17 protein-coding genes are annotated in these 21,031 nt (G+C 70.5%); 9 read left to right on the top strand and 8 right to left on the bottom strand.

The genetic code is table 11. The features are described 5' to 3' along the window. The first annotated feature begins 47 nt into the window (after window positions 1-47). From imuA' to AC1ROC_RS02385, 4 genes are all read left to right on the top strand, one after another. Window positions 48-743, top strand: coding sequence for a DnaE2-dependent mutagenesis accessory factor ImuA' (imuA', locus tag AC1ROC_RS02400; protein WP_492997845.1), 696 nt, complete (start codon window positions 48-50; stop codon window positions 741-743). Between the two features lies 1 nt (window position 744). Then, a complete protein-coding gene (locus AC1ROC_RS02395) occupies window positions 745-2,295 on the top strand; it encodes a DNA polymerase Y family protein (protein ID WP_085370618.1) in 1,551 nt (516 codons plus the stop codon). Between the two features lie 90 nt (window positions 2,296-2,385). Beyond that, entirely contained in the window at window positions 2,386-5,778 is a 3,393-nt protein-coding gene (locus tag AC1ROC_RS02390; protein WP_492997843.1) for an error-prone DNA polymerase, read from the top strand. 135 nt (window positions 5,779-5,913) lie between these two features. Beyond that, window positions 5,914-6,639, top strand: coding sequence for a tyrosine-protein phosphatase (locus AC1ROC_RS02385; RefSeq protein WP_492997842.1), 726 nt, complete (start codon window positions 5,914-5,916; stop codon window positions 6,637-6,639). A 27-nt stretch (window positions 6,640-6,666) separates the two neighbouring features. Here AC1ROC_RS02385 and AC1ROC_RS02380 read toward each other — a convergent pair whose 3' ends face one another. Next, window positions 6,667-7,455: an AMP nucleosidase gene (locus AC1ROC_RS02380; RefSeq protein WP_492997840.1), complete on the bottom strand. Its 789-nt coding sequence runs from the start codon at window positions 7,453-7,455 to the stop codon at window positions 6,667-6,669. 17 nt (window positions 7,456-7,472) lie between these two features. Continuing rightward, window positions 7,473-8,201 carry a VIT1/CCC1 transporter family protein gene (locus AC1ROC_RS02375; protein ID WP_085370622.1) on the bottom strand — a complete coding sequence of 243 codons (729 nt, stop codon included), beginning with the start codon at window positions 8,199-8,201 and terminating at the stop codon, window positions 7,473-7,475. Between the two features lie 178 nt (window positions 8,202-8,379). On the opposite strand from AC1ROC_RS02375, the gene gdhA reads away from it, so the two are divergent. Together gdhA and AC1ROC_RS02365 are read left to right on the top strand one after the other, a co-directional pair. Beyond that, window positions 8,380-9,732 carry an NADP-specific glutamate dehydrogenase gene (gene gdhA / locus AC1ROC_RS02370; RefSeq protein WP_492997837.1) on the top strand — a complete coding sequence of 451 codons (1,353 nt, stop codon included), beginning with the start codon at window positions 8,380-8,382 and terminating at the stop codon, window positions 9,730-9,732. A gap of 93 nt (window positions 9,733-9,825) precedes the next feature. After that, complete coding sequence (locus tag AC1ROC_RS02365) at window positions 9,826-10,413, top strand: dihydrofolate reductase family protein (RefSeq protein WP_492997835.1); 588 nt, start codon at window positions 9,826-9,828, stop codon at window positions 10,411-10,413. A 10-nt stretch (window positions 10,414-10,423) separates the two neighbouring features. Here AC1ROC_RS02365 and AC1ROC_RS02360 read toward each other — a convergent pair whose 3' ends face one another. Continuing rightward, window positions 10,424-12,241: a DEAD/DEAH box helicase gene (locus AC1ROC_RS02360; RefSeq protein ID WP_085370625.1), complete on the bottom strand. Its 1,818-nt coding sequence runs from the start codon at window positions 12,239-12,241 to the stop codon at window positions 10,424-10,426. A 138-nt stretch (window positions 12,242-12,379) separates the two neighbouring features. Between AC1ROC_RS02360 and AC1ROC_RS02355 the strand changes: the two genes are divergently transcribed. Then, window positions 12,380-13,162 carry an SGNH/GDSL hydrolase family protein gene (locus AC1ROC_RS02355; RefSeq protein ID WP_492997833.1) on the top strand — a complete coding sequence of 261 codons (783 nt, stop codon included), beginning with the start codon at window positions 12,380-12,382 and terminating at the stop codon, window positions 13,160-13,162. A gap of 25 nt (window positions 13,163-13,187) precedes the next feature. On the opposite strand, the gene AC1ROC_RS02350 is transcribed toward AC1ROC_RS02355, so the two are convergent. Then, window positions 13,188-14,429: a D-alanyl-D-alanine carboxypeptidase family protein gene (locus AC1ROC_RS02350; RefSeq protein WP_492997831.1), complete on the bottom strand. Its 1,242-nt coding sequence runs from the start codon at window positions 14,427-14,429 to the stop codon at window positions 13,188-13,190. A 48-nt stretch (window positions 14,430-14,477) separates the two neighbouring features. Beyond that, window positions 14,478-15,281 (bottom strand): TrmH family RNA methyltransferase, encoded by an 804-nt coding sequence (locus tag AC1ROC_RS02345; RefSeq protein WP_492997829.1) that lies wholly within the window; start codon window positions 15,279-15,281, stop codon window positions 14,478-14,480. 121 nt (window positions 15,282-15,402) lie between these two features. On the opposite strand from AC1ROC_RS02345, the gene AC1ROC_RS02340 reads away from it, so the two are divergent. After that, window positions 15,403-16,248, top strand: a complete 846-nt coding sequence (locus AC1ROC_RS02340; protein ID WP_492997828.1) for a Sir2 family NAD-dependent protein deacetylase — start codon at window positions 15,403-15,405, stop codon at window positions 16,246-16,248. A 38-nt stretch (window positions 16,249-16,286) separates the two neighbouring features. Further along, window positions 16,287-16,886 carry a histidine phosphatase family protein gene (locus AC1ROC_RS02335; RefSeq protein WP_492997826.1) on the top strand — a complete coding sequence of 200 codons (600 nt, stop codon included), beginning with the start codon at window positions 16,287-16,289 and terminating at the stop codon, window positions 16,884-16,886. Window positions 16,887-16,904: 18 nt separating this feature from the next. Here the strand turns inward: AC1ROC_RS02335 and AC1ROC_RS02330 are convergent, their stop codons facing one another. The 3 genes from AC1ROC_RS02330 to AC1ROC_RS02320 are packed head-to-tail and all read right to left on the bottom strand — an operon-like array spanning window position 16,905 to window position 21,013. Beyond that, complete coding sequence (locus AC1ROC_RS02330; RefSeq protein WP_492997824.1) at window positions 16,905-18,956, bottom strand: cell wall-binding repeat-containing protein; 2,052 nt, start codon at window positions 18,954-18,956, stop codon at window positions 16,905-16,907. A gap of 54 nt (window positions 18,957-19,010) precedes the next feature. Further along, window positions 19,011-20,102 carry a glycosyltransferase family 4 protein gene (locus AC1ROC_RS02325; protein ID WP_492997822.1) on the bottom strand — a complete coding sequence of 364 codons (1,092 nt, stop codon included), beginning with the start codon at window positions 20,100-20,102 and terminating at the stop codon, window positions 19,011-19,013. Continuing rightward, complete coding sequence (locus tag AC1ROC_RS02320) at window positions 20,099-21,013, bottom strand: alpha/beta fold hydrolase (RefSeq protein WP_492997821.1); 915 nt, start codon at window positions 21,011-21,013, stop codon at window positions 20,099-20,101. The genes AC1ROC_RS02325 and AC1ROC_RS02320 overlap by 4 nt, the downstream gene beginning before the upstream one ends. Between the last annotated feature and the right edge of the window lie 18 nt (window positions 21,014-21,031).

The following is a 21,031-nucleotide window of genomic DNA, read 5'->3' as shown; positions in this document are numbered from 1 at the left end:
CCGAAAATGCATTTGCCATCGTCGAACATATGTTCGAAAATAGAGGCATGCATTCTTCAGCAGCCACCGTCACCGAGCCGGTCGTCGACCGCGCGCAGGTGTACGAGCTGCAGTCGCGCATCCGGCAGATGCAGGCCACCACGCTGGAGAGCAGGCGACTGGAAACGCACCCGGCACTCTCTCCCCTGCTGCCGGGCGGTGCGCTGAAGGCCGGTGCCGCATACGCGGTGCGCGGGTCGACGACGCTCGTGATGGCCATGCTGGCCGGCCCGAGCGCATCCGGTGCGTGGTGCGGCGTGGTCGGGATGCCGGACTTCGGGGCGGAGGCGGCAGGCCGGTTCGGGATCGACCTCGACCGGCTCGTGCTCGTCCCGCACCCGGGCGAGCAGTGGCTGACCGTCACCGCCGCCGTCGTGGATGTGCTGAGCGTCGTGGTCGTCGCCCCCACCAGCCGGGCGCGCGACGGCGACATCGCCAGACTCACCGCCCGGCTGCGGCAGCGGGAGGCCACCCTGATCGTGGTGGGAGACTGGCCGCAGGTCGAGGCGACGCTCACGGTCTCCCGCAGCGGCTGGGACGGCCTCGGGGGCGGAACGGGCTACCTCTCCTCCCGCCGGGTGACCGTCGAATCCGCTCCGCGCGGCGGCTCCGGCCAGCGCCGCCGCGCGGAGCTCTGGCTGCCGGCCCTCGACGAGAGCTTCCGCTCGGCGTCCGGCACCACGCGCCTGGAAGCGGTGAGCTGAGATGCCGGCCGTCACCCGCGCGATCGTGCTGTGGTGCCCGGACTGGCCGGTGATCGCCGCCCTGCAGGCCGGCGACCTGCCGCAGGACACCCCGCTGGCGCTCCTCGACCGCAACCTCGTGTTCGCCTGCTCCGCCGCAGCGCGCGCGGAGGGCGTCACGCGCGGCCTGCGCATCCGGGAGGCCCAGGCGCGCTGCACCCAGTTGCAGGTGCTGCCGTACGATCCCGTCCTGGATGCGCGGGCCTTCGACCCCGTGCTCGCCGCGATCGAGGAGATCACCCCCGGCGTCCAGCCCATCCGGCCCGGCACCTGCGTGCTGCGCGCCCGTGGCCCAGCCCGCTACTACGGAGGAGAGGAGCAGGCCGCCGCCGAACTGTTGCGCTGCCTCGAAGGGCTCGGCATCCCGGACGCGCGCATCGGCATCGCAGACGGTCCGTTCGCCGCCGAGCAGGCGGCCCGCACGACCGGTGCAGAGCGCATCAGGGTCATCCCGCCCGGCGACTCCCCCGCGTTCCTCTCCCCCCTGCCCATCGCGCAGCTCGGGCAGGACGAGCTGACCCCGCTGTTCCGCAGGCTGGGCATCCACACCCTCGGCCACCTGGCCGCGCTCGGGGCGACGGATGTGCGGGAACGGTTCGGGGAGCGCGGCGCCTGGTGCCACACCATCGCGAGCGGGCTCGACAGCACGGCGGTGGTGCCGCGCACGCCGCCGAAGCAGCTGGAACGCGCGATCGAGTTCGAGCCGCCGCTCGACAGGGTGGACCAGGTGACGTTCGCGTTCCGGGGAACGGCGGAGGCGTTCATCGGCGGTCTCACCAAGGCGGGGCTGGTGTGCACGGCGCTGCGCATCGAGGTGACGGACGAGTCCGGCCGGGTGAGCGAGCGCAGCTGGCTGCACCCCCGGCTGTTCTCGGCGGCCGACGTGGTCGACAGGGTGCGCTGGCAGCTGCAGGGCTCCGGCAGCATCGAGAGCGGGCTCGGCTCCCCGATCGCGCGGGTGCTGGTGGAGCCGGAGGCCGTCGACGACATCGGCCACCACGAGGAGGGGCTGTGGGGCGGGGGCGCGGACGAGCGCATCCATCACGGGCTGTCGCGGGTACAGAGCATCCTGGGCCACGACGCGGTGCTCACGGCGACCATCGGCGGCGGGCGTGGGCTCGCGGAGCGGCAGGTACTCGTGCCGTGGGGCGACCGCGCCGTCGGGGTGGCGCGCGCCGACCAGCCGTGGCCGGGCAGCCTGCCCGCCCCGGCGCCGTCGACCGTGTTCGAGGCGCCGCGCCCCGTGGTGGTGCTCGGTGCGGACGGCGAGCAGGTCGGGGTGACGGGACGCGGCGTCGTCACGGAGCCGATCGCCCGGTTCTCATCGACGGGCACGGCACGGGATGCGCGCCCCGTCGACTCCTGGGCAGGCCCGTGGCCGGTGCGGGAACGCTGGTGGGATGCTGCCGCCTCGCGCACGGCGCACCGCTTCCAGGTGGTCGACGCGGACGGGAACGCGTGGCTGCTGGTGCTCGCGGACGGCGCGTGGCAGGCGGAGGCGCGGTATGACTGACCTGCCGCGCATGACTGACCTGCCGCGCATGGCTGACCCGGGCGGGATGGCTGACCTGCCGGGTGAGGCCGACCGGGGCGGAGGCCGCTGATGGGCTGGAACAACCCGCCGATCCCGTGGTCGGAGTTCGAGCGAAGGCTCTCCGGCCGGCGCACGGGCGAGCAGGCCGACGAGCGGCCGTCGTCCAGGAAACGACCGGCGTACACCCCTGCACCGATCGTGCAGGAGGAGGAGACGGACGGCCACGTGCCGTACGCCGAGCTGCACGCGCACACCAACTTCAGCTTCCTCGACGGCGCGAGCTCGCCGGAGGAACTGCTGGAGGAGGCGACCAGGCTGCGGCTGCACGGCCTCGCCGTCACCGACCACGACGGCCTGTACGGGGTCGTCCACCTGGCGGAGGCCGCCGAGGCGTACGAACGGGTCAAGACCGTGTTCGGCGCCGAGCTGTCGCTGGAGCTCAGCCGCCCCCAGAACGGAGAGGCCGATCCGGAGGGCAGCCACCTCGTCGTGCTCGCCAAGAAGCAGGAGGGCTACCACCGGCTGGCGGCGGCGATCACCGACGGCCAGCTCGCCGGCGAGGAGAAGGGGCGGCCGGTCTACGACGTCGCTGAGCTGGCGCGGCGCGCATCCGGAGAGTGGATGGTGCTCACCGGCTGCCGCAAAGGAGACGTGCGGCTCGCCCTCGCCTCCGACGGCGAACGGGCCGCTGAACGGGAGGTGGCGCGGCTCGGCGAGCTGTTCGGCCGCGACAACGTGCTGGTCGAGCTGATCGACCACGGCAACCCGCGCGACACCACGGACAACGACGTACTCGCCCGCATCGCCGCCAGGCTCGGGATGCCCGTGGTCGCCACCAACAACGTGCACTACGCCTCCCCTGCCCAATACCCGCTGGCCTCCGCGCTGTCCGCCGTGCGCGCCCGCCGCAGCCTGGACGAGATGGACGGCTGGCTGCCCGCCTCCGACGCGGCGCACCTGCGCTCCGGCCGCGAGATGGCGACGCGGTTCGCCCGCTACCCCGGCGCCGTCGAGCGCACGGTGGAGGTCGCGGACGATCTCGAGTTCCGGCTGCGCAGCGCCCGCCCGAAGCTGCCGAAGCAGGAGGTGCCGGACGGCCACACCCCGATGAGCTGGCTGCGCGAGCTCACCTGGCGCGGCGCGGAGGAGCGCTACCCGGACATCGCCACCGACCAGGCCAAGCGGGAGCGCATCGCCAGGGAGCTGGACGTGATCGAGGCCAAAGACTTCCCCGGCTACTTCCTCATCGTCTACGACATCGTGCGGTTCGCCCGCAGCCAGGGCATCCTCTGCCAGGGCCGGGGCTCCGCCGCCAACTCCGCCGTCTGCTACCTGCTCGGGATCACCGCCGTCGACTCGATCAAGTACGCGCTGCCGTTCGAGCGCTTCCTGTCGAGCATGCGCGAGGAGGAACCGGACATCGACGTCGACTTCGACTCCGACCGGCGTGAGGAGGTCATCCAGTACGTCTACCGCAAATACGGCAGGCACAACGCGGCGCAGGTGGCGAACGTCATCACCTACCGGCCGAAGAACGCGGTGCGCGACATGGCGAAGGCGCTCGGATACTCCACCGGGCAGCAGGACGGCTGGTCGAAGCAGATCGACTCGTGGGGTTCCATCCAGCCGACGGCCGACCACGACATCCCGGATGCGGTGGTCGGCCTGGCCAGCCAGGTGCTCAAGTTCCCCAGGCACCTCGGCATCCACTCCGGCGGCATGGTGCTCACCGACCGCCCGGTCGGCGAGGTCTGCCCGATCGAGCACGCCCGCATGGAGAACCGCACCGTGCTGCAGTGGGACAAAGACGACTGCGCCTGGATGGGCCTGGTCAAGTTCGACCTGCTCGGCCTCGGGATGCTGAGCGCCATCGACTACGCCATGACGACCATCGCGCAGTCGCTCGGCGAGCAGTGGACGCTCGACAGCATCCCGAAGGAGGAGCAGGGGGTGTACGACATGCTCTGCCGCGCGGACTCGATCGGCGTGTTCCAGGTGGAGAGCAGGGCGCAGATCGGCACGCTGCCCCGCCTGCAGCCGCGCGCGTTCTACGACCTGGTGATCGAGATCGCGCTCATCCGTCCCGGCCCCATCCAGGGCGGCGCCGTGCACCCGTACATCCGCAGGAAGCTCGGCCAGGAGGAGGTGACCTATCTGCATCCGGCGCTGGTGCCGGTGCTGGAACGCACGATGGGGGTGCCGCTGTTCCAGGAGCAGCTGATGCAGATGGCGGTCGCCGTCGGCGACTGCACGGCGGAGGACGCCGACCTGCTGCGGAGGGCGATGGGGTCGAAGCGCGGGCAGGAGAAGATCGGCTCGCTGCGCGACAAACTGTACGCGGGGATGGCGGGCAACGGCATCGTCGGCGACGACGCAGACGCCATCTACGCCAAGATCGAGGCGTTCGCGAACTTCGGCTTCGCGGAGAGCCACGCGATCAGTTTCGCGCTGCTCGTCTACGTGAGCTCTTGGCTGAAACTGCACTACCCGGGCGCGTTCCTCGCCGCCCTGCTGCGGGCGCAGCCGATGGGGTTCTACTCGCCGCGCACCCTCACCGCCGACGCGCGCAGGCACGGCGTGGTGGTCGAGCGTCCGGACATCGAACGCTCGATGGTGTTCCCCGTGCTCGAACCGATGGATGCGGCCGCCGCCGGCCCGACGGGGACCGACCCGTGCCTGGACCACGACCAGCCGGAGATCGCCCCGTTCGACCGCAGCGTGCCGCTCGACCACACACTGCACCGCAGGGACGCCGGCCATGTGGTGCGGCTGGGACTCGCGGGGGTGACGACCATCGGCGAGAAGCTGGCGGAGCGCATCGTCGCCGAACGCACATCCGGTGGCCGCTACCTGAGCCTCGGCGACCTGGCTCGGCGCGTCGGACTGAACGTGGCCCAGCTGGAGGCGCTCGCCGCAGCCGGAGCGTTCGAGAGCTTCGGCCTGAGCCGCCGCCAGGCGATCTGGGAGGCGGGGAACGCCGCCCAGGAGAAGCCGGAGTACCTGGCGGGCACCTCGATCTCCGTGCAGCCTCCCCTGCTGCCGATGCTGAGCCCGGCCGAACAGCTGGCGAGCGACCTGTGGGCCACCGGCATCTCCACCGACGACCACCCGATCGGCTTCCTCCGCCCGCACCTGCGCGCCCGCGGCGTCTACTCGGCCGACGGTCTCACCACGGCGGAGTCCGGCAGACGCATCGAGGTCGGCGGCGTGGTCACCCACCGGCAACGCCCGGCGACGGCGGCCGGGGTCACCTTCCTCAACCTGGAAGACGAGACCGGCCTGATCAACGTGATCTGCCCCGTCGGCGTCTGGAACCGCTACCGCCGCGTCGCCCGCGAAGCCCCGGCCATGATCATCCGGGGCATGCTGGAACGCAGCGAGGAGGGCGTCGTCAACGTGATCGCCGACCGCCTGGAGCCGCTCGACGCCGGGATGCGCACGGTGTCGCGCGACTTCCGGTAGGGGATGCGGGTCCGCCGCGCCGCCGCACTCCGCTCCGCCGGATAACCCGGCCGCCCAGGCCCGAAACTCCGCTCGAACGGAGCATCTGGCGGCGTGTCGCGCGACTTCTCCTCCTCAACGCCACATCGTGAACGGATGCGCGACCTCGCCTGGGACGGCTACCCAAACGCCCGCGACCTCGGCGGTCTTCCCACGCCGCACTCCCCCACCGGCGCCACTGTCTTCGGCCAGATCGCCCGCGGCCCCCGGCGCGAACTGCTCACCGACAGCGGCTGGGCGGCAGCGAACACCTGGGGCCTCCGCACCGTGGTCGACCTGCGCTGCGCGCACGAGGTCGGCCTCCGCGACGGCGATCCGGCGGTGTCGTCTGGGGCACTCACCGGCACAAACGTCATCTCCGCGCCGACGGAGGACCAATCCGACCCCGAGTTCCAACGGGTCTGCTTCCCGATCCTCGACTCACCCGAATACTGGCAGCACAACTGGCGCCTCCAGCCCCACCTCGTCCGCACCACCTTGGAAACCATCGCCGCCGCCCGGCCCGGGATGCTCGTGCACTGCAGCGCAGGACGGGACCGCACCGGCATGATCAGCGCCCTCCTGCTCGGCAACGCCGGGGTGCCACCGGACGTCGTCGCCGACGACTACGCCCGCTCCGTCCGGGCGATGGCAGGAAGCGCATCCCACGCGCCGACCACCGACCGCCAGGCGGCATGGACTGCCGCAGAGGTGGACGACTGGCTCACCACCGCCACCCCAACGGTGCGCGAGACGGCAGAGCGTGCCGCGGAGATCTTCGACACGCTCGGTGTCGCGCATCCGGTCACGACCCGCTTGCGCGACCTGCTCACGGCGCCCTGACCCGCGGCCCCGCCCGTCCCGCCTCCACTACTCGTCCTCGAACCGCAGGTGGCGCACGCTGCGGCCGTTGCGCCGCACCAGCCGCAGCGCCTCCACGCCGATCCGGATGTGCCGCTCCACGAACATCCCGGTCACCCCGCGGTCGCTCTCGGCGGTCTTCACGCCTTCGGGGATCATCGGCTGGTCGGAGACCAGCAGCAGCGCGCCGCACGGGATGCGGTTGGCGAAGCCGGCGGCGAAGATCGTCGCCGTCTCCATGTCCACCGCCATCACGCGGGTCTCGCGCAGCCTCGCCTTGAACTTCTCGTCGTGCTCCCAGACGCGGCGGTTCGTCGTGTAGACCGTGCCCGTCCAGTAGTCGTGGCCGAAGTCGCGGATCGTGGTGGAGACGCCGCGCTGCAGCTGGAAGGCGGGAAGCGCGGGCACCTCGGGCGGGAGGTAGTCGTTCGACGTGCCCTCCCCGCGGATCGCCGCGATGGGGAGGACGAGGTCGCCGAGCTGGTTCTTGCGTTTCACTCCCCCGCACTTGCCGAGGAACAGGGCCGCTTTCGGCTGCACCGCGCTCAGCAGGTCCATCACCGTCGCGGCGTTGGGGCTGCCCATCCCGAAGTTGATGATCGTGATGCCGTCGGCGGTGGCGTTCGGCATCGGCCGGTCGGCGCCGCGCACCTCTGCTCCGTACCATTCCGCGAAGCGCTGCACGTAGTCGCCGAAGTTGGTGAGCAGGATGTGGTCGCCGAAGTCCTCCAGGGCGGTCCCGGTGTAGCGGGGCAGCCAGTTGGCGACGATGTCCCTCTTGTCCTTCAAGACGGCCACGGCCTCTCCTTCCGCCATCACACCACTCCGCTCGTGCCGAGCAGCGCGCCGATCGCGAACGTCACGATCAGCGCCAGCGCACCGCCGATCACCACCCGCAGCGTCGCCTTCCCGCGCGGGCTGCCTCCGATGTACGCGGCGACGTAACCGGTGATCGCGAGCGAGACCAGCACCACCACGAACGTGACCGGGATGCGCACCGCCTCCGGCAGCAGCAGGATGGTCAGCAGCGGCAGCAGCCCGCCGATCGTGAACGCCACGGCGGAGGCGAGCGCGGCGTGCCACGGGCTCACCACGTCGTCCTGGTCGATCCCGAGCTCGGCGGACAGATGGGCGGCGAGCACGTCGTGCTCTGTCAGCTCGATGGCGACCTGCCGCGCCGTCTCCGGCTTCAGCCCTTTGGCCTCGTAGAGCCCGGTCAGCTCGGCGAGCTCCTGTTCCGGCATCTCGGCGAGCTCTCTGCGCTCCTTCGCGATGAGGGCGTGCTCGCTGTCGCGCTGGCTGCTCACCGAGACGTACTCGCCGAGCGCCATCGAGATCGCGCCGCCGACGAGAGCGGCGACACCGGCCGTGAGGATCGGGGCGATGTCTCTCGTCGCACCGGCGACGCCGACCACCACAGCGGCGACGGAGACGATGCCGTCGTTCGCGCCGAGCACTCCGGCGCGCAGCCAGTTGAGACGCTGCGCCAGACCCTCCCTGTGCGGTTCGTCGGCGTGCTGCCCGTCCACCTGTCGCTCGGTCATGCGCTCAGCCTAGGAAGTCGGAGCCCGCTGTGCCAGCATGCACAGGCTCACCTCACCCCGGCGAACCGGGCGCGAACCGGGCCCGAACCAGCCGCGCACCGGCTGTCGTCACACAGCGGAGAGGGTCAGGTTTCTGAGAGTAGACTCAGAAATCTTGTGCACCATCGAAAGGCCGCGAGTGACTACTGACCTCACAACCCTCCTCGACGACGTTCTGAAGCGGAACGCCGGAGAACCAGAATTCCATCAGGCGGCGAGGGAGGTCTTCGACTCTCTCGGCCCGGTGATCGCCAGGAACCCCCGCTACGCCGAGGCCGCCGTGCTCGATCGCCTCTGCGAGCCGGAGCGCCAGATCATCTTCCGCGTGCCGTGGACGGACGACGCCGGCCGCGTGCAGATCAACCGCGGTTTCCGCGTCGAGTTCAACTCGGCGCTCGGCCCGTTCAAGGGCGGCCTGCGGTTCCACCCGACCGTCACGCTGGGCACGGTCAAGTTCCTCGGCTTCGAGCAGATCTTCAAGAACGCCCTCACCGGCCTGCCGATCGGCGGAGGCAAGGGCGGCAGCGACTTCGGCCCCAAGGGCAAGTCGGACGCGGAGGTGATGCGGTTCTGCCAGTCGTTCATGACCGAGCTGTACCGTCACCTCGGCGAGTACACGGATGTGCCCGCCGGAGACATCGGAGTCGGCGGTCGCGAGATCGGCTACCTGTTCGGCCAGTACAAGCGCATCACCAACCGCTACGAGTCCGGCGTCCTCACCGGAAAGGGCATCGGCTGGGGCGGCTCGCTCGTCCGCACGGAGGCCACCGGCTTCGGCGCCGTCGTGTTCGCCGACCGGATGCTGTCCACCCGCGGCCGCTCGTTCGACGGCGCCCGCGTGCTCGTCTCCGGATCGGGCAACGTCGCGATCTACGCCATCCAGAAGGTGCAGCAGCTCGGCGGAACGGTCGTCGCCTGCTCGGACTCCTCCGGCGTCGTCTACGACCGCGACGGCCTCGACCTCGACCTCCTGCGCGAGATCAAGGAGCAGCGCCGCGGACGGCTGAGCGACTACGCCGAGGCGCGCGGCACCGCCTCCGACTACCGCGCGGGCGGCGACATCTGGGCGCTCGCCGCCGAGACCACGATCGACGTCGCCATCCCCTGCGCCACCCAAAACGAGCTCGGCGGCGATGCCGCGAAGACGCTCGCGAGCACCGGTGTCGCCGCCGTCGTCGAGGGTGCCAACATGCCGTGCACCCCGGAGGCGGTCAAGGTCCTCACCGCGGCCGGCGTGCTGTTCGCGCCCGGCAAGGCCGCGAACGCGGGCGGCGTCGCCACCTCTGCGCTCGAGATGCAGCAGAACGCCTCCCGGGATGCGTGGAGCTTCGACTACGCCGAGAGCCGCCTGGCCGAGATCATGGTCGGCATCCACGACCGGTGCGCGGAGACCGCCGACGAATACGGCGCCCCGGGCGACTACGTCCTCGGCGCGAACATCGCCGGGTTCACCCGTGTCGCGGACGCGATGATCGCGATGGGCGTCATCTAGGCGGCACACCGTATCCGGAACTGCCAACGGGCGGTCGCGCACTGCGGCCGCCCGTTGGCATACTGGGGGCACTCAGACGGAGAGGAGCACCACGTGGGCACGGTGGTCATGTACGCCTCAGTGTCGACGGACGGCTTCATCGCCGACAGCGACGACCAGCCTGGGCCGCTGTTCGACTGGCTCACCAGCGGGGACGTGCCCCTGGATGAGAGCGGCGTGCTGTTGGTGTCTCGGGCGTCGTACGACTACGTCCGGCCGTACTGGGACAGCATAGCGGTGACGATCGTCGGACGCCACGTCTTCGACCTGACCGACGGCTGGGACGGCCGGCCTCCCAGCGGGGTCGACCTCGTGGTCGTCGTGACGCACCGGCCGGCACCGGACGGCTGGGATCCCGCCGCGCCCCTCCACTTCGTCGACGACATCGAGACCGCGGTGGCCACGGCGCAGCGGCTCGCCGGCGACCGTGTCGTCGAGGTGGCTGCCGGGGACGTGGGCGGCCAGGTCTTCGCCGCCGGGCTGATCGACGAGGTGCGGATGGATGTCGCGCCCGCGGTGTTCGGCACGGGCAAGCGCTATTTCGGTGCGGCCGACGCGCAGCGCCTGCTCGACGACCCCGCGGTGATCCAGGGCGACCGCGTGCTCCACCTGCGCTACCGCGTGCGCGGCCCGCTGGACTGAGCGCGACCGGCTACGCGCGTCCGAGCCGCTTGCGCAGGTAGTCGATGCGGGCCTGCAGCTGGGTCACGCTCGCCTGCGCGACGGCGGGGCCGCCGCAGACGCGGCGCAGCTCGGCGTGGATGAGCCCGTGCGGCTCTCCCGTGTTCTTCGAGTACAGCCCGACCAGGCTGTTCAGCAGGCTGCGCTGCTCCTTGAGGTTGCGGTACAGCGGCGCGGGCGGGTGTCCCTCCGCGGACTGCGGGCGGGAGCTGGTGCGGCGCGCCTGCCGCTGCTGCCGCTGCGTGAGCAGTTCGTGCACCTGCTCGGGTTCCAGGATGCCCGGCAGCCCGATGAAGTCGAGCTCCTCGTCGCTGCCGGGAACGGCGAAGCTGCCGAACTCCTGCCCGTCGTAGAGCACCCTGTCGAAGTTGGCCTCGGAGCCGAGTGCTTCGAACGAGAACTCGTCCATCAGGCCCTCGGACGCGCGCTCCTGCCGGTTCGCCTCCGCCATCATGGCGTCTTCCGGGTTGAAGAAGTCGCCCTCGGCGTTCTCGTCGGTCGGCCGGTCGAGCGCGTGGTCACGCTCCAGTTCGAGCGCGTTCGCCAGCGCCATCAGCGTCGGGACGTTCGGCAGGAACACCGACGCCGTTTCGCCGCGACGCCTCGCCCGCACGAAGCGCCCGATCGCCTGCGCGAAGAACAACGGGGTGGATGCGCTGGTCGCGTACACGCCCACCGCCAGCCGCGGCACGTCGACGCCCTCCGACACCATCCGCACCGCGACCATCCACCGGGAGGTGCCTGCGGCGAACTCCGCGATCCTGTCGCTCGCCTCCTTCTCGTCGGAGAGCACGACCGTGACCGGCTCCCCCGAGATCTGCTGCAGCAGGTCGGCGTACGCGCGCGCCGCGTAGTGGTCGGTGGCGATGACGAGGCCGCCGGCATCCGGGATGGCGTTGCGCACCTCGGTGAGGCGGCGGTCCGCGGCGTTCAGCACGGCCGGGATCCACTCGCCGCGCGGGTCGAGGGCGGTGCGCCAGGCCTGCGAGGTGATGTCTTTGGTGTTGCCCTCGCCGAGCCGCGCCTCCATCTCGTCGCCGGTCTTGGTGCGCCAGCGCATGTGCCCGGCGTAGACGAGGAAGATCACCGGACGCACGACGCCGTCGGCGAGAGCGCGGCCGTAGCCGTAGTTGTAGTCGGTGAGCGAGGTGCGGATGCCCGCCTTGTCTGGCAGGTAGGTCACGAACGGGATGGGCGCCGTGTCGGAGCGGAACGGCGTACCGGTGAGCGAGAGCCGCCTGGTGGCCCGCTCGAACGCCTCCCGGATGCCGTCTCCCCAGCTGAGCGCATCCCCGCCGTGGTGCACCTCGTCGAGGATGACCAGGGTGCGGTAGTTCTCGGTGATGTCTTTGTGCAGGCTGGGCCGCATCGCGACCTGCGCGTACGTGACGGCGACGCCCTTGAAGTGGCGGGCGTACCGGCCGTCGGAGTTCTTGAACTCGGGGTCGAGGTGCAGGCCGACACGCTCGGCCGCCTCCGCCCACTGCCGCTTCAGGTGCTCGGTCGGGGCGACGACGGTGATCCGCTCGACGACGCGCCGCGCGAGCAGCTCGGTGGCGAGGCGCAGCGCGAACGTGGTCTTTCCTGCGCCGGGCGTCGCCGCCGCGAGGAAGTCGCGGGGTTCGTTCTCGAAGTACGCGTCGAGGGCCTCGGCTTGCCACGCACGCAGTTTTCCCGCTGTTCCCCAGGCCGCACGCTCCGGGAAGGAGGGCGACAGGTGTTCAGCAGCGAAGGTTCCGGCGTGCGCACCAGGGCGAAGCGAGGTATCGGGTTCGGTCGGCTGTTCCACTTGGATCAAATCTACCGGCTCCCACCGACACTCGCTCACCCGGCGGAACGGCCCGGGCGTGCCGTCTGCGTGCCTCCTGCGTCCCGTCTGAGTGCGGCCCGAACGTGCGCCCAGGATGCCAAGGTGCAGAATGAAGGTATGTCCGAAGCGCAGCATCCGTGGTCCCGCTACGTCGCCATCGGCGATTCGTTCACGGAAGGGATCGGCGACCCTGAGCCGGGCAGCCCGGGCGGACACCGCGGCTGGGCCGACCGCGTCGCCGAGGTGCTGAGCAGCCAGACCGACGACTTCGCATACGCCAACCTCGCCGTGCGCGGCAAGCTGATCAAGCAGATCCTGGATGAGCAGGTCGCCCCGGCGGTCGCCCTGCGTCCCGACCTGATCACCATCTCCGCCGGCGGCAACGACGTCATCCGGCCCGGTACGGACCCGGACCAGATCGCCGCGCTGTTCGACCAGGCCGTCTCACAGCTCAGCGCGGACGGGGCGACCGTCGTCGTGTTCACCGGTGTCGACGTCGGCTTCTCCCCCGTGTTCCGCGGCATCCGCGGCAAGGTCGCGATCTACAACGAGAACGTGCGCGCCGTCGCCGCCAAGTACGACGCGATCGTGGCCGACCAGTGGTCGCTCACCGATATCCAGGACCAGCGGATGTGGGCGCCGGACCGCCTGCACCTCGCCCCGCTCGGGCACCACACCGTCGCCCGCATGGTGCTCGCAGCGCTCAACGTCGAGAACGACCTGCAGCCGTTGCAGCCCGAGCCGCTGCCGCCGCGCACCTGGCGCCAGGCGCGCTCGGAAGACATCTCCTGGGCGCGCGAATACCTCGTGCCCTGGGTGGTCCGGCGCATCCGCCACCAGTCCTCCGGCGACCACGTCCTCCCCAAGCGCCCGGACGCGGGCCCCTTCCGCCTCCCCTAGCCCCGCCGACTGAGGCGCGCGCGGGTCAGGCGCCGAGGCCGCCCGGGTGGGCGAGGCGCCAGCCGAGACCGGGGTCAGGGACGTCCTTCGCGAGCGCGAGCTGGGCGGTCTGCGTCTTCCCGTTGAGGGTGAAGGTGACCTGACCGACCACGTCGCCCTTGCGGCCCGACTGGATGGTGCGGGTCTGCATGTCCACCTGGATGGGCGTGTCCGACCACACGACGAAGCTCTTCGTCGAGGTGGAGACGAGGGCGGATTTCGCTCCCCAGGGGGTCGAGTACGTGCCGTACTGCTGCCCGACGGTCGACGCATCCACTTGGTGGAAGCCGCCCTTCATGCTGACAAGCAGCGCCTTGACGGCCGCCCACAGGTCGTCGTGGGTCGGTGCGCCGAGCACGGCGCCGACCACGCGCACCTTGTTGCTTCCCACGCCGATCTCCGCGGAGAACAGGAGGCAGTTGCCCGCCTCGTCGGTGTTGCCCGTCTTGATCCCGTCGATGCCCTCGAAGCCGAGGAGCGTGTTCGTGTTGTCCTGCGCGCCTGCGCCGGGGAGGGTCGCGGACTTCTGCGACACGATCGAGGAGAGCACGGGGTCGGCGAGCACCAGCTTGCCGATGCCGATCAGGTCTTTCGTGGTGCTGACGCTGCCGGGGTCCAGGCCGTCCGGGCTGGTGAGGCGGGTGCCGGTGAACTTCTTGTCCGCCAGCCACCCGTTCGCCGCCTTCACGAACTTGTCCGTGGAGCCGTACGCCCAGTTGGCCAGAGAGATCGCGTAGTTGTTCGCCGACGGGAGCAGCATCGCGGTGAGCGCCTGCTTTTCGGTCATCGAGGTGCCGGCCACGACCGGCGCCCACGATCCGCCGTCGGCGATCACCTGGTTCCAGATGTCGACGTCCTTTTGCGTGAAGTCGATCGTCGGGCCTTCCGACCCTCCGCTGAGAGGCTTCGCGTCGAGCACGACGAGCGCGGTGATCGTCTTCGTCACGCTCGCGATCGGCAAGCTCTTGTCGCTGCCGTGGTATTCGGTGGCGCCGTCCACATCCGGTGCGGAGATGGCGCTCGCGCCCCAGCCCGGCCAAGCCAGCTGGGCCGCCGGCTGCGCGATGCTCTTCTCGTGCTGCACCACGGCGGCGGTCGCAGGCACCGGCCCGAACAGCGAGCCGGACAGGTACATCAGGCTGGCGAGGACGACCCCGACGAGGCTGAAGACGACGATCCGGCGACGGCGGTACACCTGGGGGGACACACGGCGAGGCTGGTCTGACACCCGAGAATTGTATGCGGGGCTACCGAGGCGTCGGCTGAGAACGCGCGGTCAACGCGTCAACGCCCAGAGTGCGACAGCACTCGCCGACGCCACGTTGAGCGAGTCGACCCCGTGCAGCATCGGGATTGTCACCACCGTGTCCGCCGCGGCCAGCGCCCTCCTGCTCAGCCCGTCCCCCTCGGAGCCGAGCACGAGCGCCACCCGCTCGGGAGCGTCGGACGCGTACGCCCCGAGCTCGACGGCGTCGTCGGCGAGGGCGAGCGCCGCGATCTCGAACCCGGCGTCGTGCAGGATCGGCGCGGCCTCGTCCCACTCCGGGATGCGCGTCCACGGCACCTGCAGCACCGTGCCCATGCTGACGCGCACACTCCTGCGGTACAGCGGGTCCGCGCAGCGCGGGCTCACCAGAACGGCGTCGGCGCCGAGGCCGGCGACCGAGCGGAAGATCGCGCCCACGTTCGTGTGGTCGACGATGTCCTCCAGCACGACGACGCGCCGGGCATCCCTGAGCAGGTCGGCGGGATCGGGCAGCACCGGACGGTGCATCGCCGCCAGGGCACCGCGGTGCAGGTGGTAACCGGTGAGCTCTTCGAGCACGCCGCTTTCTCCGACGAACACCGGCACCTCCGGGTAGTCGGCCAGCAGCGGCTCGATGTCTGGCAGCCACTGCTCCTGCAGCAGCACGGAGCGCGGGCGGTGCCCGGCCGCCAGTGCGCGCGTGATCACCTTCGACGACTCCGCGATGTACAGGCCTCCCTCCGGCTCGCTGACGCGGCGCAGGGCCACGTCGGTGAGCCGCGAGTAGTCGGCCAGGCCGTCGGCTGTCAGGTCGGTGATGCGGTGGATGCGCACGGCTGGTGCCTCTCTTCCTGCGCCGGAGAATCGCGGTGCAGCTTACAGATTGCCAGTCGTCGGAAACATTCCGGAAAACTCGCGTGTTTAGACTTCTGACAGAACCGACTGGAGGATGCCTGTGGCAACGGTGACGACGGAGCTCTCTCCCGAACTGGCCAGAGACCTGGACGCGACGGTCGACCTGCTGAGCGGCCGCCGCTTCGCCATGCTCACCGGGGCCGGCGTCTCGACGGACTCCGGCATCCCCGACTACCGCGGCGAGGGCGCTCCGAAGCGCACGCCGATGACGTTCCAGCAGTTCCTCGCCGATGACGGCTTCCGCAAGCGGTACTGGGCGGGCAGCCACCTGGGCTACCGCCGGTTCGCCGCCGCGGCCCCCAACGACGGCCACCGCGCCATCGCGGCGCTCGAACTCGGCGGTGCGGCCAACGGCGTCATCACCCAGAACGTGGACGGCCTGCACAAGCAGGCGGGCTCCCGCAAGGTGGTCGACCTGCACGGCGCGATGGATCGCGTACTCTGCCTGGTCTGCGGCCAGATCTTCGCCCGTGAGGCCATCGCTGCCCGCATCGAGACGGCGAACCCCTGGCTGGATGCGGACGGCGCCGTCGAGATCGCCCCGGACGGCGACGCGATCGTCACAGACGTGGATGCGTTCCAGGTGCCGGACTGCACGGTCTGCGGCGGCCGCCTCAAGCCGGACGTGGTGTTCTTCGGCGAGTTCATCCCGGCCGAGAAGTACCGGGAGGCGAGCGCGCTCGTCCGCAGTTCGGAAGCGCTGATCATCGCCGGGTCGTCCCTGGCGGTCAACTCGGGCATCCGGTTGCTGGAGGAGGCGAGGCGGCGCAAGCTGCCGATCGTCATCATCAACAGGGGCGACACCAAGGGCGACGGTCGCGCGACCATTAAGCTGAACGCAGGGACGACGGAGACACTCGTCGAACTCGCGGCGAGGCTCACCTAGCCCCGCCGCCTCCGCGTCCTCGCAGTGAAAGGACGCGCGTGACCAGAATCTCCCTTGTTCGCCACGGTCAGACCGACTGGAACCTCGCCAAACGCATCCAGGGGTCGAGCGACATCCCGTTGAACGACACGGGTCGCGAGCAGGCGGAGGCCACCGGTCGCGCGCTCGCCGGCGGCACCTACGACGCGATCTACGCGAGCCCGCTGAGCCGCGCGAGCGAGACGGCGAGCATCATCGCGTCGCACACCGGTCTGGATGCTCCCCTACCGCTGCCCGAGGTCGCGGAACGCAGCTACGGCGACGCGGAGGGCCTCACCGGCGCCGAGATCCTGGCCCGCTGGCCGGAGGGCACGCCCGTGCCCGGCCGCGAATCCCGCGACGAAGTCGTCGAGCGCGCCCTCCCTGCCCTGCTGGAGCTCGGGGAGCGGCACCAGGGCGAGTCCGTCATCGTGGTCAGCCACGGCGGCGTGATCGGCTCCCTGGTGCGCCACGTCACCGATCACGCGCTGCCCGGCCCCGGCGAGGTAATCCCGAACGGCTCCGTGCACGAGTTCGTCTACGAGGACGGCACGCTCACGCTCGACCGCTTCAACCTCCACCCGGAGGACAGGGACCTGTTCACGGCGTCGGTGCTCTGAGCCGCGCTCAGCCCTCCGCTACATCCCTCCGCACGGCGTGAGCCCCTCGACCTCCGTCGTCAGGACGGTCGGGCCACCGATCAGGGTGACCGTGCGGACGCCGAGGCGGCCCATGTCGGCCAGCACACCGGTCGGCACGCAGCTGCCGGGAGCGAGGAACAGCGGCGAGGACGTCTTGCCTGCCCAACTGCTCGCCGCGAGGGCATCCGGGTAGCCGAAGCCGGTGGCGATGATCGCCGTGGATGCGGTGGGGTACGTGGTCACGTTGACCGCCTCCGCCGTGGAGTACCTGTCCGATCCGGCGAGACGGCTGACCGTGAAGCCGCTCTGCGTCAGCGAGTACTCCATGCCGCTCGAGATCACCGACGTTCCGCCGACCAGTTCGACCTTCGTCGCCCCGAGCGACCTCAGCAGCGCCGTCGTCGCCGCGTCAGCGGAGTCCGCAGCGCCGTTGACGAGCAGCACGGGAGCGCCCTTCGACCCGGCTGCCCCTCCAGCCGACAGCGCATCAGGGAAGTTCAGGCCGGAGGCCAGGTACACGGTGGTCGCAGACGAGAACGCCCCCGTCACGACGGAGCGCGAGGTGGAGAACCGGTCGTCACCCGCTGCGCGGCTCACCGTCGCCGACGGCGCCGCCGAGCGCAGCTGGCTCAGCACGTGGTCGGAGACGGATGCTGCGCCACCGGCGACCACGATCTTCGCCGGCTTGAGCCGTGCAACCTCCGCCGCGACATCCGGCGTGAGCCCGGTCGGCGGTGTGAGCAGCAGCGGGCCGCCGCGCTTCGCAGCAGCCGGTCCGGCCGCCAGCGCATCCGGATAGTTCAGGCCGGAGGCGACGTAGACGACGGGCGCCGTGCCGGGGAAGGCCTTCTTCGAGACGGCCACCGAGGTCGCGAAGCGGTCGCTGCCCGCCACCCTGTCGGTGGTGAGTTTCCGCAGGACAGACACGAGCGTGTTGCCCGAGTTCGCACCGGAGACGTACACGGACCCTGTCGCCTGGTTCACGGCGATACCGGCGGGCGTCGGCACGGGGACATAGCCGACCACCGTCTTCGACGCGGTGGTGACCGCGAGCACCGCGTTCGCGGTTCCGCCCTCGAACGGCTGCGAGACGGCGACGTAGAGCGTGCCGGCCGTCTGGTCGACCTGGAGCGCTTCCGCCTGGGCGGGAAGGCCGATGGTCGCGGTCACCGCCGAGCCTCCGCGCGGCACGATCGCCACCTCGTACGCGGACGAGAACGCCGACGTGCGACGGGAGACGTACACGGTGCCGGTGGACGGGTCGACCGTCGCGACGTGCGCGATCCCCGTCAGCGGCACGGTGCGTGTCACCGTGTTCGTCGCCGTGCTGAGCGAGAACAGCGTGGAATCTGTGGGCGACGACGTCACCGCGTACACGACGCCGCCGGCGGGGTCGATGGCGATCCCGGCCGGTTGCTGCTGTGTGGCCGGGAGCGCGACCGGCGTCGGCGTGACAGCCGTACCGCCGACCGCGGTGGCGATCTGCGCGGCGGTCAGCACCAGGAAGGATGGCGTCTGAGCTGCGCCCACCTGGCGGTCCCCGACGACGTAGACGGAGCCCGTCGCGGTGTCGACGGCGATCCCGCTGTCCCCGCTGGAACCGATCAGATGCACGGCGCCGAGCTGGATGGTCGCCACCTGAGTCAGGCTCGTGGTGCTGAACACCGCGAGCGAGGTGGTCCCGGCGTCCAGGTCCTCGACCGTGACGTAGACGAGGTGCCGCGCCTCATCGATGGCGACCCCCAGCGGGATGACCGGCAGGGGCAGCGTCTTCGTCAGAGAGCCGTCGGTGAGGTCGAGCACGGAGAGGTCGCTGTGCGCGCGTTCCGTCACCAGCGCGAACAGGGTGTTCGTGCCCTGGTCGACCGCCATGGTGGGGATCGTCGCGATCCCGTCGCCGCCACCGGGAACGACAGGGATCGTGTTCACCACCCGGTACAGGTCTTGGCTCGCGTTCGCGGGCAGCGCCCCCAGCACGGCTCCCGCCATCGCGGTCACCGCCACGATCCCGACGGCAGCGGCCGTCCTCCCCCAGCGTCGCATCGACATTCCCCGTCCCCCTCTTCGAAATGTGCACCACTGCACATCGACGCGATTATGACATCAATCGAGCTTTCGTTTCGCCCTCGCGGCCGCCGCGGTGAGCACCGTGAGAAGATGTTCAGACGACGCGTCCCAGGTGAAGCGCTCCGCTTCGCGTTTCGACGCGGCCGATCGGGCGGCCCAGACGCCCTCCTCCTCCAGGTGCCGGATGCGCGCGGCGGCCTGCTCGGCGGAGTCCGCGTCGAAGAACAGTGCGGCCTCTCCCCCGATCTCCCGGAAGATCGGGATGTCGCTGACCACCACGGGCGTGCCGAGGGTCATCGCCTCGACCAGCGGGATGCCGAATCCTTCGTCGTGCGACGCCGTCACCAGCGCCGTTGCCGCAGCAACCGTGTCCGCATACTCCTCGTCGCTCGCCCCGTTGTGGAACACGATCCGTGCCTCCGGAGCGACAGCGGCCAGGCGGGCGCGCTCTGCGTCGCTCACCCTGCTCATCAGGTGCAGCTCGTAGTCGGGAAGCAGCGCTGCGGCGCGCACGAGCGTCTCGACGTTCTTGTACGGCATGAACGAGCCCATGTAGACCAGCGATTTCGTCTCCGGGCTGGTACGGGATGCGCGGACAGGGTCGAGCTCCGGCATGTCGGCCGCATTCGGCACCACGTGCACGGGCCGCCTGGTCAGCTTGTGCTCGGCGATCAGCTGCTTGGTGGTCTGCGAGACCGTCACCACCGCATCCGATCGGTTGAGCAGCAGCCGCTGCGGCCACCAGGCCAGGTGGTACAGCCGCCAGAGCAACCGGATGGGCGCTGGCAGATCGCGCGGTGGCGTGCGGTTTCGGTAGTAGATGAGGTCGTGCACAGTGAGCACCAGCCGGTAGCGGCGGCCCCAGCCGCCCATCGTCTGCATCGGCGTGAACACCACGTCCGGCTTCAGCCGGTTGACCTGCCTGGCCACCCACGGCTCTCCCGCGCTGGTCGGCGAGCCGATCAGCTCCCACGGCAGGTTCGGCAGCATCTCCAGCTGGCGGTGATCGCTGATCAGCATGGTGACGGGGTGGCGTTTCGCCAGGGCGGCGACGAGCCCGGCCGTGTACCGGCTGATCCCGTCGTGGCGGCCGATTCTGGTGTAGCGGCAGTCGAACACGATCTTCATGCCAGGAAGTCCTCGATCGCTCTTGCGGCCTCTGCCGGGGTCTCGTAGTGGATGAGGTGGCCGACGCCGGGGATGACGACGAGCCGCGCATCCGGGAACAGCTTCTGCAGCCGGTACTGGGCGGAGATGGGCGTGATGTCGTCCTTCTGCGCCGCCACCAGCAGGGTCCGCTCCGGGATGCGCGCCGCGTACTCGCTGACGTCGTGCGACACCGAAGCGGTGAACGCGTCGAGCACCACATCCCTGTCGCTGAACGCGCTGAAGTAGCGGTCGTGCTGGTCGTGGATCCAGCGCCGAAGCGATTTGTCCTTGGTCTTCGCCATCGTCACGCTCATCACGCGCACGATCGCGCGGTTGCGCAACAGGCCGAAGCCGAGGCCACGGGGCAGCGCAGCCGCGAGCCAGTAGTAGAAGATCGCGAGGCGCGTCATGATGCCGCGGGGTCCTTCGAGCGCCGGCTGGCCGATCGGGTTGACCAGGACGACGTCGTGCGGGTGCAGCGCATCCGGTGCCGCCTCGTCCGCCAGGGCCGCCGACACCACGATGGAACCGAACGAGTGGCCGAGCAACACGAACCTGCCGTCGATCCCGAGTGAGCCGACGAACGCCCGCAGCCAGCGCGCATACCCGTCGATGTCGTGCTTCGCCTGCGTCAGAGGGGTGGATGCTCCGAAGCCGGGCAGGTCGGGCGAGATCATCCGCACGCCGCGCAGCTGGGCGACCACCGGCTCCAGGCCGTGGTGGTCGCCGCGGAAGCCGTGGACCAGCACGAGCGTCGTCGGCGCCGACGGGTCTCCGTAGTCCCAGTACCTGGTGGTGCCACCGAGGATCGACACCTCGGCCGTGCGCACCGGTAGACGGTCGAGCGCGTCGGCGTATGGTGAAGCAGTATGTGCGGAGGAAGGGCTCATCGCAGACCAGTCTAGGCA

It is taken from the genome of Leifsonia sp. GW821-FHT13C05, from assembly GCF_058806515.1.
Note: the sequence above shows the minus strand (reverse complement) of the source record. Positions and strands in the feature narration are given on the sequence as shown.